This is a genomic window from Streptomyces genisteinicus (assembly GCF_014489615.1).
In the GTDB taxonomy this organism is placed as follows: Bacteria; Actinomycetota; Actinomycetes; order Streptomycetales; family Streptomycetaceae; genus Streptomyces; species Streptomyces genisteinicus.
This window is the reverse complement of the sequence record NZ_CP060825.1, coordinates 5,299,366-5,313,301: the sequence shown is the minus strand read 5'-3', so window position 1 is coordinate 5,313,301 and position 13,936 is coordinate 5,299,366. Positions and strand designations below refer to the sequence as shown.

The following is a 13,936-nucleotide window of genomic DNA, read 5'->3' as shown; positions in this document are numbered from 1 at the left end:
GATCGGGGGAGATCGAGGAGGAACGGGCACAGCTCACACCAAGGTGGTGCGTAACCGCATCACCGCGCGCCCCAGCGCGTACGGGGAACGCGCGACGCGCCTCGCCCGCTCGGGGCGGCCGCTCGGACCGCCGCTCTCCGCGCGCCCCGGCCGGGCCGCACGCACGACCCTCTCCGCGGGCATGCGCCATGACGGCGACAGTACCGGGGGCGTCGCGGGCCTCCCGCACCGCCCCGTCCTCGGCCGCCGCCCGCGTACGGGACCCGCCGGCCCGGCGGGTCGCCCCCGGACCGCGCGGACCGGGGCTTCCCGCCCCCGCCCCGTGGCCCCGGGTGCGCAGGGGCGCGGGCACCCGCCTCTCCCGCCCCGGCCGTCGCGGCCGCCTCGAAGCCGGGGGCGCCAAGTCCCCGACGTGCCCGGCATCGTGAGTCGGGTAAGACTGGGGACGAGGAGCGGGAAGCAGGCGTTCCGAGCGTTCGCGTCCTTGACGCGGTGATCCGTCTCGTGCTGCGACCGCTCCCGCCGGCCGCAGGCGTACGGGCGGTCGGCCGCGGTGCCGGGCACCGGACAGCCGTCCGCCGGTCCGGCTCCGTCGATCAGGTCACTGGTGGCGGCCCGCACGGTCCTCCCCCGGGCGTCTGCACAGGTGTCCCGGCCATGGCGGCCGGGCGTCTGCACAGGTGTCCCGGCCATGGCGCGCATGCTGCGGCGATCCGGTCCGGGACGGGAATCGGCCAAGCACCCCGGGGCGCACGCACCGGGCGCGCAAGCAATACCGCACAACCCCTGGACGCGGGGGCGCACGCGCAGTTCCCTGGCATACGGAAGCGCGGTACGAACGCACCAGGGGCCTGCCCTTCAGGGCACAACCGACTCTCATGGCGGAATGGGGCGTATTGATGGCATCCACGCTCGTCCGGAACCGGCACCGCACGGCGTCGGCGTCCTCTCCTCCGACGGCACAGACGGATCGGACCGCTCCGGTGGTCCCCGGGGACCAGGACCTCCTCGCACAGGCACGGGCCCGGGACTGGGCCGAGATCCAGGAGCGCATGCTGGTGCCGCTGTACGAGGCCGTGTACGAACGGCTGGAGGTGGGCGCCGGTTCGCGCCTGCTCGGCATCGGCTGCGGCTCCGGGCTCGCCCTGCTGATCGCCGCGTCCCGCGGCGCCGCGGTCACGGGCACCGAGGGCGATCCCGGCCTGCTGACGCTGGCCAGGGAGCGGATGTCCGCCTCCGGCGCGGAGTGCGCGCGGGCGCGGCTGGCCGCGGGGGCGGACGGTGTCCGCGACGGCGCGCACCTGCCCGCCTGGAACCTGGTCACCGCGTTCCAGCCGATCGGCGGGGGCGCGGAGGAAGCCCCCTGGCTGGAGCCGGCCCTGCGCGAGGCGGTGGCCGGCGCGGAGCGCGGCGCGGCGGTGGTGCTCACGGCCTGGGGGCCGCCGGAGCGGTGCGCGACGTCCGGGGTGCTGCGGGTGGCGCGCGGGAGCAGTCCCGGCGGCACGGCGGACCGGCCCGCGTCCCCCCGGGACGGGCTGGAGGACGTGGCGGCGCGCGCGGGACTGCGTCCGGACGGCTCGGGGCGGGTCGCCTGCCCGTTCGGCTACGCGGACGCCGACAGCGCGGTGCGCGGACTGATGTCGACCGGCCTGTACGACGCGGCGGTGCGCGAGAGCGACGCCGGCCAGGTGGCCAAGGAGATCGCCGAGGCGCTCCACCCGTACCGCAGGCCCGACGGGACGGTCTGGATGCCGAACGTCTTCCGCTACCTGATCGCCCGCGTCCCCTGAGCCCGCCCGTTCCCGTGCCCCGGGTGCGCCGGGGCACGGGAACACGCCCCGGCGCACGGTCGGCGAGCACGCGCGGGGCCCCGTGACCGTCGTCGGTCACGGGGCCCCGGTCGCGGGACGCGTCCCGCTCAGCCCATGAACTTCTTGAACTCCTCGGGCAGTTCGAAGTCCTTGCCCGGCTCCCCCGCCGGCAGCCCGAACGCGCCGCCGCCCTGCTGGGCCTGCTCGCGCCGTGCCGCGGCCTCGGCCTCCTCGGCCTTCCGCTTCATCGGGTTGCCGCTCTTGCGCTTGCCCTTGGCCTGCTTCTGCTGCTTCTTCTGCCGGCCGGGTCCGCCGCCCATGCCGGGGATGCCGGGCATGCCCGGCATGCCGCCGCCCTGTGCCATCCGCGACATCATCTTGCGCGCCTCGAAGAAGCGCTCGACCAGGTTCTTGACCGCGCTGACGTCGACACCGGAACCGCGGGCGATACGGGCGCGGCGGGAGCCGTTGATGATCGTCGGGTCCGTGCGCTCGCCCGGGGTCATCGACTTGATGATGGCGGCCGTGCGGTCCACGTCGCGCTCGTCGATGTTGTTGATCTGGTCCTTCATCTGGGCCATGCCCGGCAGCATGCCGAGCAGCTTGCTGATGGAGCCCATCTTGCGGACCTGCTCCATCTGGGCCAGGAAGTCGTCGAGCGTGAACTCCTTGCCCTTGCTGCTCGCCAGCTTGGAGGCCATCTTGGCGGCCTCTTCCTGGCTGAAGGTCTGCTCGGCCTTCTCGATCAGCGAGAGCATGTCGCCCATGCCGAGGATGCGGGACGCCATGCGGTCCGGGTGGAACGCGTCGAACTCGTCCAGCTTCTCGCCGTTGGAGGCGAACATGATCTGCTTGCCGGTGACGTGCGCGATGGAGAGCGCGGCACCGCCCCGGGCGTCGCCGTCGAGCTTGGAGAGGACCACGCCGTCGAAGCCGACGCCGTCGCGGAACGCCTCGGCGGTGTTGACCGCGTCCTGACCGATCATGGCGTCGACGACGAAGAGGACCTCGTCGGGCTGGACGGCGTCGCGGATGTCCGCGGCCTGCTCCATCAGCTCCTGGTCGATGCCGAGGCGGCCGGCGGTGTCGACGATCACGATGTCGAACTGCTTGGTGCGCGCGTACTCGATCGAGTCCTTGGCGACCTGGACCGGGTCGCCGACCCCGTTGCCCGGCTGCGGCCCGTAGAAGCCGACGCCCGCGCGCTCGGCGACCACCGAGAGCTGGGTGACGGCGTTCGGGCGCTGGAGGTCGCAGGCGACGAGCAGCGGCGAGTGGCCCTGGCCCTTCAGCCAGAGGCCGAGCTTTCCGGCCAGGGTGGTCTTGCCCGCGCCCTGGAGACCGGCGAGCATGATCACGGTCGGTGCGGTCTTCGCGAACCGCAGGCGCCGGGTCTCCCCGCCGAGGATCCCGATCAGCTCTTCGTTGACGATCTTGACGACCTGCTGGCTCGGGTTGAGCGCCTTGGACACCTCGGCGCCCAGCGAGCGGGTCTTGACCTGCTTGATGAACTCCCGGACGACGGGCAGGGCGACGTCGGCCTCGAGCAGGGCGATGCGGATTTCCCGTGCGGCGCCGTCGATGTCCGCCTCGGACAGGCGCCCCTTGCCACGCAGGTTCTTGAAGGTCGCTGAGAGGCGATCGGAGAGAGTGTCGAACACGGCGGCGTCGGTCCTCAGGGTCGGGGGCGTTGGATCGCCCTCCAGGGTATCCGGCCGCGCGGCGCAATCGTCCTCGCCTGCCGTATCCGGTCGGCACAAGCCCTGCACGGGCGGGCGCAGCGGGGCCGCGGAGGGCTGCGGCCGGGGCACGGCGGCGCACCGGGCCCGCGCCGGCCCGGCTCCCGCCGCTGCGCGGCGCGGGCGCACGGCCCGCGCCGCGCAGGCTCAGCGCAGCGCTTCCTCCACGCCCGTCGCGAGGGCCTTCGCCTCCGCGTCGCCCAGCGGGGCGCCGTCCGTCCCGGTCACGTAGAAGGCGTCCACCGCGTTCGCGCCCAGGGTGGAGACCCGGGCGCTGCGCACCTGCACCGCGGCGCCCTCCAGTGCGCGGCCGATCCGGTGCAGCAGCCCCGGGGCGTCCTGGGCCCGGACCTCGATCACCGTGGCGAGCCGCGACCCGGCGGGTGCCACCGTGACCCGCGGCGGCGGCGCCGTGATGCCCCGCCGACGCGGATAGGCGGCCTCGCGCTCCGCGAGGCGGCCGCGGATGTCCAGGGAGCCGTCGAGGACGCGCACCAGGTCGGCACGGAGCCGGGCTGCCTGGGGCAGCGAGCCGTACTCGGCGGCGACACGCCAGTCGAGCACCAGCACGGACTGCTCCGCCTGCTCCGTGGCACCCGTGGGCAGCTCTATGGCGCGCAGGTCGGCCGCCCGGACGGTCAGCCGGTGCAGGGCGAGCACCCCGGCCACGGCGGGCAGCACCCCCGGCTGGTCCGGCAGGGCGATCAGCAGTTCCACGCCGACGGGCTCCGGTTCGCCGTCCTCCGCGGGCGCGGCCGGCTCGGTGTGCAGGGCGAGCACCGGTTCGCCGGTGCGCAGGGCCTCCATGGCCAGGCGCTCCTGCTCGGCGCTGGGGGCGGCCTGCTCCGGGTCGGCGGGCGCGTCGCCCGCCAGCACGGCCGCGGCGCGGCGCACCAGGTCGGCCACGAGCGAACCGCGCCAGGACGACCACGCGGCGGGCCCGGTCGCGAGGGCGTCCGCCTCGGTGAGGGCGTGCAGCAGCTCCAGGGTGGTCACCGAGCCGACCGCCTTGGCGACGGACTCCACCGTCGCCGGGTCGTCCAGGTCCCGGCGGGTGGCGGTCTCGACGAGCAGCAGGTGGTGCCGTACGAGGGTGGCGACGACGCCCACGTCGGTGCGGTCGAAGCCGATCCGGGACGCGATGTCCCGGGCGATCGTCTCCCCGACCTCGGAGTGGTCGCCGGGCCAGCCCTTGCCGATGTCGTGCAGGAGGGCGGCGACGAGCAGCAGGTCGGGGCGGCCGACGTGGCGGGTGAGGGCGGAGGCCTTGACCGCCGTCTCGACGAGATGCCGGTCGACGGTCCAGGTGTGGACGGCGTTGCGCTGCGGGCGGCACCGCACCCGCTCCCAGTCGGGCACCAGCCGGGTGACGATCCCCTCGGCCTCCAGCGCCTCCCACACCGGCACGGTCGCCTCCCCGGCGCCCAGCAGGGTCACCAGCTCCTCGCGGGCCTCGGCGGGCCACGGCACGGGCAGCGGCGGGGCGGCCTGGGCGAGGCGGCGCACCGCGTAGCGGGAGACCGGCAGACCGGACTGGGCGGCCGCCGCGGCGGCGCGCAGCGGCAGCACCGGGTCGCGGTCGGGCCGGGCGGTGCGGGCGAGCACGACCTCGCCGTCCTGTTCCACGACGCCTTCCGCGAGCGGGGTGCGTTCGGGCTGGGGAGCCCGTCCGCCGCTCAGCATGGCGCGCAGCCGCGGCCGGACGGCGCGGGAGCGCAGCACGCGGCCCACCTCGCGCCAGGTGACGTCGCCGGCGTACGACACCGTCCGCGCGGCCTCGTAGACCTGGCGGAGCAGGGCGTCGGCGTCGAGGAGGCCGAGTTCGGCGGCGACCTGGTCCTGTTCCTGGAGGGCGAGGCGGTCGGTGGCCCGCCCGGTGGACAGGTGGAGGGCGTCGCGTACGTCGAGGAGGATGCGGCGGGCCTCGGCGAGGCCCTCCCGGGGGGCGTCCGCCAGCCAGGAGGCGGCGACGGCGCCGAGGGCGGTGACGTCGCGCAGCCCGCCGCGGGCCTCCTTGAGGTCCGGTTCCAGGAGGTACTGGAGCTCGCCCTGGCGCTCGGCCCTCTCCCGGCACAGCGCGTCCAGGTCGGGCAGCCGCCGGGGGGCCTGGTTGCGCCAGTCGGCGAGGACGGTGGTGCGCAGGGCGGCCACCAGGCCGAGGTCGCCGGCGACGGGCCGGGCGTCGAGCAGGCCGAGCTGCACCTTGAGGTCCTCGGCCGCGGTGGAGCGGGCCTCGCCCGGCGTGCGCACCGAGTGGTCGAGGGCGAGGCCCAGGTCCCACACCGGGTACCAGATCCGGTCGGCGAGGGCGGCGACGGCCGCGGGGTCGTTCCCGTCGTGGAGGAGCAGCAGGTCGAGGTCGCTGCGGGGGGACAGTTCGCCGCGGCCGTATCCGCCGACCGCGACCAGCGCCGCTCCCCTGACCCCGGTGTCCGCCGCGCCCGCGGCGAACAGGGCCGCCAGCCAGTCGTCGGTCAGCCGGGAGAGGGACGCACGGCGCGACGGCCCGGACCGCCCCTTCTCCGAGAGAAGGCGCAGCCGGGCCGCCGCGTAGCCGCCGGGTCCCGAGTCTTCCGTTTCGTCGATCGTGTCGAGGCTCGTCACTCCGGCGGCTCCTTGTTCGGTGCCCGCCCGTCCCCGGGTGTGCCGGGGACGGGCGGGCCGCGTGGTCGCTTCCTACAGGGCGTCCGGGCCGCGCTCGCCGGTGCGGACCCGTACGGCGGTGTCCACCGGGACGCTCCAGACCTTGCCGTCACCGATCTTGCCCGTCCGGGCGGCCTTGACGATCACATCGACCAGCTGCTCGGCGTCGTCGTCCTCGACCAGCACCTCGATGCGGATCTTGGGGACCAGGTCGACGGTGTACTCCGCGCCGCGGTAGACCTCGGTGTGACCGCGCTGCCGGCCGTAGCCGCTGGCCTCCGTGACCGTGAGCCCCTGGACGCCGAAGGCCTGGAGGGCCTCCTTGATCTCGTCCAGCCGGTGCGGCTTCACGACTGCGGTGATGAGCTTCATGCGTCCACCTTCTTGGATTCTGCTGCGGCCACGGTGTCGACCGGTGCGGGCACGGCCTTGCGGGATGCGGCACCGCCGCCCGCGCCGCTGAAGTCGTACGCGGTCTCGGCGTGCTCGACCTGGTCGACGCCGGAGATCTCGTCGTCCTCGTCGACCCTCATGCCGATCGTCTTGTGGAGGACGAGGGCGAGGAGGGCGGAGGCCACCAGAGAGTAGGCCAGGACCGCGAAGACGCCGATCGCCTGCTTGCCGAGCTGCTCCAGGCCGCCGCCGTAGAAGAGGCCCGCGGCGTCGGACTGGACGCCGCCGGTGGCGAAGAAGCCGACCAGCAGCGATCCGATGATGCCGCCGACGAGGTGGACGCCGACGACGTCGAGGGAGTCGTCGTAGCCGAACTTGTACTTCAGGCCCACGGCCATGGCGCAGACCACACCGGCGACGGCGCCGACCGCGATGGCGCCGAGCGGGGAGACGGAGCCGCCCGCCGGGGTGATGGCGACCAGGCCGGCGACCGCGCCGGAGGCCGCGCCGAGGGTGGTGAAGGCGCCGTGGCGGATCTTCTCGTAGATGAGCCAGGCGAGCATCGCGGCGGCGGTGGCGACCTGCGTGTTGACGAACATCACCGCGCCGACGCCGTCGTCGTTGCCGAGCCAGGACCCGGCGTTGAAGCCGAACCAGCCGAACCACAGCAGACCGGCGCCGAGCATCACCAGCGGGAGGCTGTGCGGGCGCATCGGGTCCTTCTTGAATCCGACGCGCTTGCCGATGACGAGGATGACACCGAGCGCGGCGGCTCCGGCGTTGATGTGGACGGCGGTGCCGCCGGCGAAGTCGATGACGCCCATCTCGAAGAGCCAGCCGCCGGAGCCCCACACCCAGTGCGCGACCGGGAAGTAGACGACGGTCACCCACAGGGCGATGAACAGCGCCCAGGCGGTGAACTTGACGCGGTCGGCGAGGGCGCCGCTGATCAGCGCGGGGGTGAGCACCGCGAACATCAGCTGGAAGACGGCGAAGACGTAGACCGGGATGGTGTAGCCGTCCCACAGTTCGGTCACGCCGATGCCGCTGAGGCCGACGTAGTCCGCGCTCCAGCCGATGAGCGAACCGGAGTCGGTGCCGAAGGCGAGACTGAAGCCGTACAGCACCCAGAGGATGGTGACGATCCCGAGGCTGATGAAGCTCATCATCAGCATGTTCAGGGTGCTCTTGACGCGGACCATGCCTCCGTAGAAGAAGGCGAGGGCCGGGGTCATGAGCATCACCAGGGCGGAACAGATGAGCATGAACCCTGTGTTGGCGGCAGACAGCTCGGGAGCGTCTGCGGCAAGGGTCGAGATGCCTGGGGGCATCGGCGTCTCCTCGTCGTCGTGCGGCCGCGTGCGGGCGGAGCCGGGCGGTAGAGCGGGCCGGTTATGCGCCATGAGATTCGCGCAGCGCGGTTTCCGCCGATGCCGCACGATGTTTCGCGACCGTGACGAAGGGGTCCTGTGTGTTACGTCGCCATGAACGTGCTGATCGTCCGGGGGGCCCGGACGTACCATCTGCCCACATCACCATCCGGCCGCGGCGCCCGCTGCGGGTGACTTGGCACGGGGGGAGCCGAGTCGGTGCGTCGCAGCGGGTGCCGCGGCCGGGGTACGGGGCCGGCCGGCGCCCTCGGGGCCGGCCGGGCGCGTGCCGCTCAGACCGCCTCGGCCGTCTCGGGCAGCTGGGCGGTGAGCCGGTCGGTGAACTGGAGGACCTCGGCCACGTCGCCGAAGTCGCGGGCCGCGGTGTCGACCGTCTTGCGCAGCCGGGTGTTGACCCGCTCGGAGCGCACCTTGCGGGCGATGTCGAGCGCCTGCCCGGCGAAGGAGGTGGCCTCTTCGGGCTCCCTCTTCAGCAGGTGCACGGTGGCCATCCCGATGAGGTTGAGTGCGTACGACCGCTGGTGCTCGTGGTCGTGGCCGAAAAGCTCCACCGCGCGCTCCATCACGGGCTCCGCGAGGGACGCGTAGGTGGGGCTGCGGCCTGCGACGTACGCGAGGTCACGGTAGGAGTGGGCGTTCTCGCCGTTGAGCTCCGCCTCGGAGAAGAAGCGGATCCAGTCCGGCTCGGGCTCGCCGTCGAGGCCCGCGTCGGCGAAGGTGTCCTCGGCCATCCGGACCGCCCGCCTGCACTTGCTGGGCTGGCCCATGTTCGCGTAAGCGCGTGCCTCCATCGCATACAGCATCGCCTGTGTCCGCGAGGTGGCGCAGTCGCGGCTTCCGTACTGGGCGAGGTGGATGAGCTCCAGGGCGTCGTCGGGGCGGCCGAGGTGGATCATCTGGCGGCTCATCGAGGACAGGATGTACGAGCCCAGCGGCTTGTCGCCCGCCTCCTTGGAGGCGTGGAGGGCGAGGACGAAGTACTTCTGCGCGGTGGGCTGGAGGCCCACGTCGTAGCTCATCCAGCCCGCGAGCTCGGCGAGTTCGGCGGCGCAGCGGAAGAGGCGGCGCTCGGTGGCCGCCGGCTGCGGCTCCTGGAGGAGGTCCGTGACCTCGTGGAGCTGGCCGACCACGGCCTTGCGGCGCAGTCCGCCGCCGCACTGCGCGTCCCACTGGCGGAACATCGCGGTGGTGGACTCCAGCAGATCGAGTTCGGGTCCCGAGAGCCGGGCGGGCCGGCGGGCGCCGGCGGCGGCCTGGGGCGGGGGCGCGGCGCCGCCCGGTGCGGGCACGAGCCAGCGCTGCATCGGCTCGACGAGGGCTGGTCCGGCGGCGAGGGCCAGGGAGGTGCCGAGGAAGCCGCGGCGGGCGAGCATCAGGTCGCTGCGGGAGAACTCGCTGAGCAGCGCGACGGTCTGCGGCCCCGCCCACGGCAGGTCCACCCCCGACACCGAGGGGGCCTGGTGCGCCGAGCGCAGTCCGAGGTCCTCGACGGCGACGACGCTGCCGAAGCGCTCGGAGAACAGCTCGGACAGGATGCGCGGGATGGGCTCCCGGGGCTGCTCGCCGTCCAGCCAGCGGCGGACCCGTGAGGTGTCCGTGCTGATGTGGTGGGCGCCCATCTGACGGGCCCGCCGGTTGACCTGGCGCGCGAGCTCGCCCTTCGACCAGCCGCTGCGCACGAACCACGAACTCAGCTGTTCGTTGGGGCGCTTGCCGGTGCTCGTACCGTCTGCGCCGCTGCCGCTCACTCGACTGCCCCCATCCGTCGGACCCTCCGCCCGAACCGCTACCAGAATGCCGTGCGCCGGGGCCTTCGGCAGCCCTCCTGCACGGAGTCGGCCCTCCGGGTTGCCCCGGGCATACCCGCCGACGCGGTGCAATTGCAGGTTCGTGCACCGAACGTAATCCTACGATCACGTGCTCGGCGAGTGGGATTGCAGAAACGCCACCATTCGCCACCCCTCCGGGTGAACTCAGTTGAGGCCGGGCGCGATTCACTTGACACGGCACGATCCGGGGATGGCGGACCGTAGCGCGCAGGGGCGCGTGTCGCGGACCGCACTCCCTCCCGGACATCCGCGCGCCGCAGGAAGCCCCGCACGCCCTGCGACGGAGCGTCACCGGAACGCTCCGGGTCGTAACCACCGGCGCACTCGACCCGTTGGAGGGGGCATGGGCTTCACGATCGGCGGCACCCGGGGACTCGGCCACATCCGGACCGGCACCAGACGCCGCGGGCGCACGGCGGAGGCCACGGTGGTGGCCGAGTACACCGGGCTGTGGGGCTGGCCGGTGGTCCCCGGTGCCAGAGCCTCGGCCGGCCGGTGCTCCTGCGGTGACGCCGCCTGCCCGGCGCCCGGCGCCCATCCGCTCGGCTTCGCGGGCGAGGTGCCCGCCGGCGCGACGCTCGACGAGGCCGGCCGCGCCTGGTCCTCGGTACCCGGCGCCTCGCTGATGCTCCCCGCGGGCCGCGCCTTCGACGTCCTCGACGTCGCGGCCCCGGCGGGCCGGCGGGCACTCGTGCGGATGGAGCGGATGGGCCTGCGGCTCGGGCCGGTCGCCGAGACACCGGACGGGCGCGCGCAGTTCTTCGTGGCCCCGGGCGCGGCGGCCGCTCTGCCGGGGCTGCTCTACCGGATGGGCTGGGACGACGCGGACCTGGATCTGCGGTGCCTGGGCCCGGGCGACCACATCACGGCACCGCCGTCGGACCGGGGCGGGCTCGGGCCGGTGCGGTGGCTGCGCGCCCCTTCGCCGGACACCGCGACCGCACCGCCCCCGGCCCGCCTGCTGCTGGGCACCCTCGCCTACGTCTGCCACCGCTCGGCCGGCTGACAAGGGCGGTGCCGGCACGTCCGGCGCCGTCCGCGACGAAGGCCCCGTGGCCGGCCGCTGCCGGCCACGGGGCCTTCTCCGTCCAGGTGGTGCGTCAGTCGCCGATGAGGGCGTCGACGAACGCCTCGGGCACGAACGGCGCCAGGTCGTCCGCCCCCTCCCCCAGGCCGATGAGCTTCACCGGCACGCCCAGTTCCCGCTGGACGGCGACGACGATGCCGCCCTTGGCGGTGCCGTCGAGCTTGGTGAGCACGATGCCGGTGATCGCCACGACCTCGGCGAAGACCCGGGCCTGCACGAGTCCGTTCTGCCCGGTGGTCGCGTCGAGCACCAGGAGCACCTCGTCGAGCGGGCCGTGCTTCTCCACGACGCGCTTGACCTTGCCGAGCTCGTCCATGAGACCGGTCTTGGTGTGCAGCCGGCCGGCGGTGTCGATGAGCACGACGTCCGCGCCCTCGGCGATGCCCTCCTTGACCGCGTCGTACGCGATCGAGGCGGGGTCGCCGCCCTCGGGGCCGCGGATGGTCCGCGCACCCACCCGCTCGCCCCAGGTCTGGAGCTGATCGGCCGCCGCGGCGCGGAACGTGTCGGCGGCGCCGAGCACGACGGAGCGGCCGTCGGCGACCAGCACCCGGGCGAGCTTGCCGGTGGTGGTGGTCTTGCCGGTGCCGTTGACGCCGACGACCATCACGACGCCCGGGGTGTCCGTGCCGCTCTCGGTGCGCACCGCACGGTCGAGGTCGGTGCCGACGAGGGCCAGCAGCTCCTCGCGGAGCAGCGTGCGCAGCTGCTCGGGGGTGCGGGTGCCGAGCACCTTGACGCGCTCCCGCAGGCGCTCGACGAGCTCCTGGGTCGGGGCGACGCCGACGTCCGCGGTGAGGAGGGTGTCCTCGATCTCCTCCCAGGTGTCCTCGTCGAGGTGCTCGCGCGACAGCAGCGTGAGCAACCCCTTGCCGAGGGAGTTCTGGGAGCGGGCGAGGCGGGCGCGCAGCCGGACGAGCCGGCCGGCGGTCGGCTCGGGGATCTCGATCTCGGGCGCGGCGGGCTCGGCGACGACCGGGTCCTCGACGGCGGCCGGCGCCTCGACGGCCTCCTCGGCGGTCGGGAGGCCGACCTCCTCGATGGTGCGGCGGGATTCGTCCCGCGGTGTCTCCGCCTCGTCGCCGACGTGCGGTTCGGCGGGCGGAGCGGTGATGGTCGGCGTGCTCGGCGGCGCCGAGGGCGGCAGCTGCTTCTTCCTGCGGCTGCTGACCACGAGTCCGCTGATGGCGCCGATCGCGACCAGGGCGATGACTACAGCAAGGATGACGATTTCCATGGTCCGTCCAGTATGCGTGACGCCCCTGGAGGGGCTTCGCTTCCCCGGCGGCGGGCCGCCCGGCCCCCGCGTGCGCCGCAGGACGCGGACTGCCCCGGCTCACGCGCTGAGCCGGGGCAGTCAGAGGAGCGGGGCAGCGGGGATCAGCCCATCTCCTCCAACGCCTTGCCCTTGGTCTCCTTCACGAACTTGAGCACGAAGGGGATCGAGAGCACGGCGAAGACCGTGTAGATGATGTAGGTGCCGGACAGGTTCCAGTCGGCGAGGCTCGGGAAGCTGGCCGTGATGGCCCAGTTCGCGATCCACTGGGCGGACGCGGCGACGCCGAGCGCGGCGGCGCGGATCCGGTTGGGGAACATCTCGCCCAGGAAGACCCAGACGACGACGCCCCACGAGAGCGCGAAGAACAGGACGAACACGTGGGCGGCGACCAGGGCGACCACGCCCTGGGTCTCCGGCAGCTTGCCGTCCACCAGGTCGGCGGAGAAGGCCCACGCCTCGAAGGCGAGCGCGATCGCCATGCCGCAGGAACCGATCAGGGCGAGCGGCCGGCGGCCGATGCGGTCGACCAGGACCATCGCGATCACCGTGCCGATGATGTTGATGATCGACGTGGTGAAGGAGAAGAAGAAGGAGTCGGTCGGGTCGATGCCCACGGACTGCCAGAGCGTCGCGGAGTAGTAGAAGGCGACGTTGATGCCGACGAGCTGCTGGAAGACCGAGAGTCCGATGCCGATCCACACGATGGGCAGGAAGTAGAACCTGCCGCCCAGCAGGTCCTTGAACGTGGACTTGGTCTCGCGGTGCATCGCGGTCTCGATCTCGGCGACGCGGGCGTCCAGGTCGACGTTCCTGCCCTCGACCTCTTCGAGGACCTCCTTCGCCCTGGCGTGCTTGCCGACGGAGATGAGGAAACGCGGCGACTCGGGGATGGCGAAGGAGAGCAGGCCGTAGAGGACGGCCGGGACGACCATCACGCCGAGCATCCACTGCCAGGCCTCCAGGCCGCCGATCTCGCCGCGCTGGTCCCCGTCGGCGATCTGGAGGATGCCGTAGTTGACGAGCTGGGAGACGGCGATGCCGATGACGATGGCGGCCTGCTGGAAGGAGGCGAGCCGGCCGCGGTAGGCGGGCGGGGAGACCTCGGCGATGTAGGCGGGGCCGATCACCGAGGCCATGCCGATCGCGAAGCCGCCGATGATGCGCCACATCGCCAGGTCCCACAGGGCGAACGGCAGCGCGGATCCGACGGCACTGACGGTGAAGAGGACGGCGGCGATCTGCATGCACCGGATGCGGCCGATGCGGTCGGCGATGCGGCCGGCGGTGGCGGCGCCGATGGCGCAGCCGATCAGGGCGATGGCGATGACCTGGGCGAGGGTGCCGGACCCGATGTCGTAGCGGTCGCGGATGGCCTCGACGGCGCCGTTGATCACGGAGCTGTCGTAGCCGAAGAGGAATCCGCCCATCGCGGCGGCCGCCGTGATGAAGACGACATGCCCGAGGTTCTCGGGATGGGCCTGGCGGGCACCCGATCCCGGGGGCTGCTCAGTGCTGGTCACGTGTACTCCTGGGGCCACCGGCAGCTTCGCCGGGCGTGGGGGGCGAGCCCTTCAAGTGGCGCACAACTTCAGGCCGCCCACCACTTGAAGGTAAAAGCAACGTTGCAGACACTATGCCTTCAAGTTTCGAAGTCAAGAGGGGGCCTGATCTCGATTTCACCAAGAGCTCGCCGCGCATGAGTTCAAGTATTGAAGATCTGTTGTTCTCAGGGTGCGTCTGCCCCCGCTCGCCCCGTGCACTCCC

9 protein-coding genes are annotated in these 13,936 nt (G+C 73.2%); 2 read left to right on the top strand and 7 right to left on the bottom strand.

Annotated elements, in window-relative coordinates; translation table 11 throughout:
- Positions 1 to 899: 899 nt before the first annotated feature.
- Complete coding sequence (locus IAG43_RS23145) at positions 900 to 1,790, top strand: class I SAM-dependent methyltransferase (RefSeq protein WP_187742615.1); 891 nt, start codon at positions 900 to 902, stop codon at positions 1,788 to 1,790.
- 128 nt (positions 1,791 to 1,918) lie between these two features.
- On the opposite strand, the gene ffh is transcribed toward IAG43_RS23145, so the two are convergent.
- The 5 genes from ffh to nsdA form a co-directional block, all read right to left on the bottom strand.
- Positions 1,919 to 3,472, bottom strand: a complete 1,554-nt coding sequence (ffh, locus tag IAG43_RS23140; RefSeq protein WP_187742614.1) for a signal recognition particle protein — start codon at positions 3,470 to 3,472, stop codon at positions 1,919 to 1,921.
- 225 nt (positions 3,473 to 3,697) lie between these two features.
- Positions 3,698 to 6,154: a [protein-PII] uridylyltransferase gene (locus tag IAG43_RS23135; protein WP_187742613.1), complete on the bottom strand. Its 2,457-nt coding sequence runs from the start codon at positions 6,152 to 6,154 to the stop codon at positions 3,698 to 3,700.
- A gap of 72 nt (positions 6,155 to 6,226) precedes the next feature.
- The gene (locus IAG43_RS23130; protein ID WP_005311372.1) at positions 6,227 to 6,565 is read right to left on the bottom strand and encodes a P-II family nitrogen regulator; all 339 of its coding nucleotides are present in this window, start codon (positions 6,563 to 6,565) and stop codon (positions 6,227 to 6,229) included.
- Positions 6,562 to 7,917, bottom strand: a complete 1,356-nt coding sequence (locus IAG43_RS23125) for an ammonium transporter (RefSeq protein ID WP_187742612.1) — start codon at positions 7,915 to 7,917, stop codon at positions 6,562 to 6,564. Before IAG43_RS23125 ends, IAG43_RS23130 begins: the two co-directional genes overlap by 4 nt.
- A 332-nt stretch (positions 7,918 to 8,249) precedes the next feature.
- Positions 8,250 to 9,725, bottom strand: a complete 1,476-nt coding sequence (gene nsdA, locus IAG43_RS23120) for a transcriptional repressor NsdA (RefSeq protein WP_187742611.1) — start codon at positions 9,723 to 9,725, stop codon at positions 8,250 to 8,252.
- A gap of 424 nt (positions 9,726 to 10,149) precedes the next feature.
- Between nsdA and IAG43_RS23115 the strand changes: the two genes are divergently transcribed.
- On the top strand, positions 10,150 to 10,812 hold the full coding sequence (locus IAG43_RS23115) for a bifunctional DNA primase/polymerase (protein WP_187742610.1): 663 nt from the start codon (positions 10,150 to 10,152) through the stop codon (positions 10,810 to 10,812).
- A 94-nt stretch (positions 10,813 to 10,906) separates the two neighbouring features.
- Here the strand turns inward: IAG43_RS23115 and ftsY are convergent, their stop codons facing one another.
- Positions 10,907 to 12,130: a signal recognition particle-docking protein FtsY gene (gene ftsY / locus IAG43_RS23110; protein ID WP_187742609.1), complete on the bottom strand. Its 1,224-nt coding sequence runs from the start codon at positions 12,128 to 12,130 to the stop codon at positions 10,907 to 10,909.
- A gap of 143 nt (positions 12,131 to 12,273) precedes the next feature.
- Positions 12,274 to 13,692 carry a sugar porter family MFS transporter gene (locus IAG43_RS23105; RefSeq protein ID WP_187742608.1) on the bottom strand — a complete coding sequence of 473 codons (1,419 nt, stop codon included), beginning with the start codon at positions 13,690 to 13,692 and terminating at the stop codon, positions 12,274 to 12,276.
- Between the last annotated feature and the right edge of the window lie 244 nt (positions 13,693 to 13,936).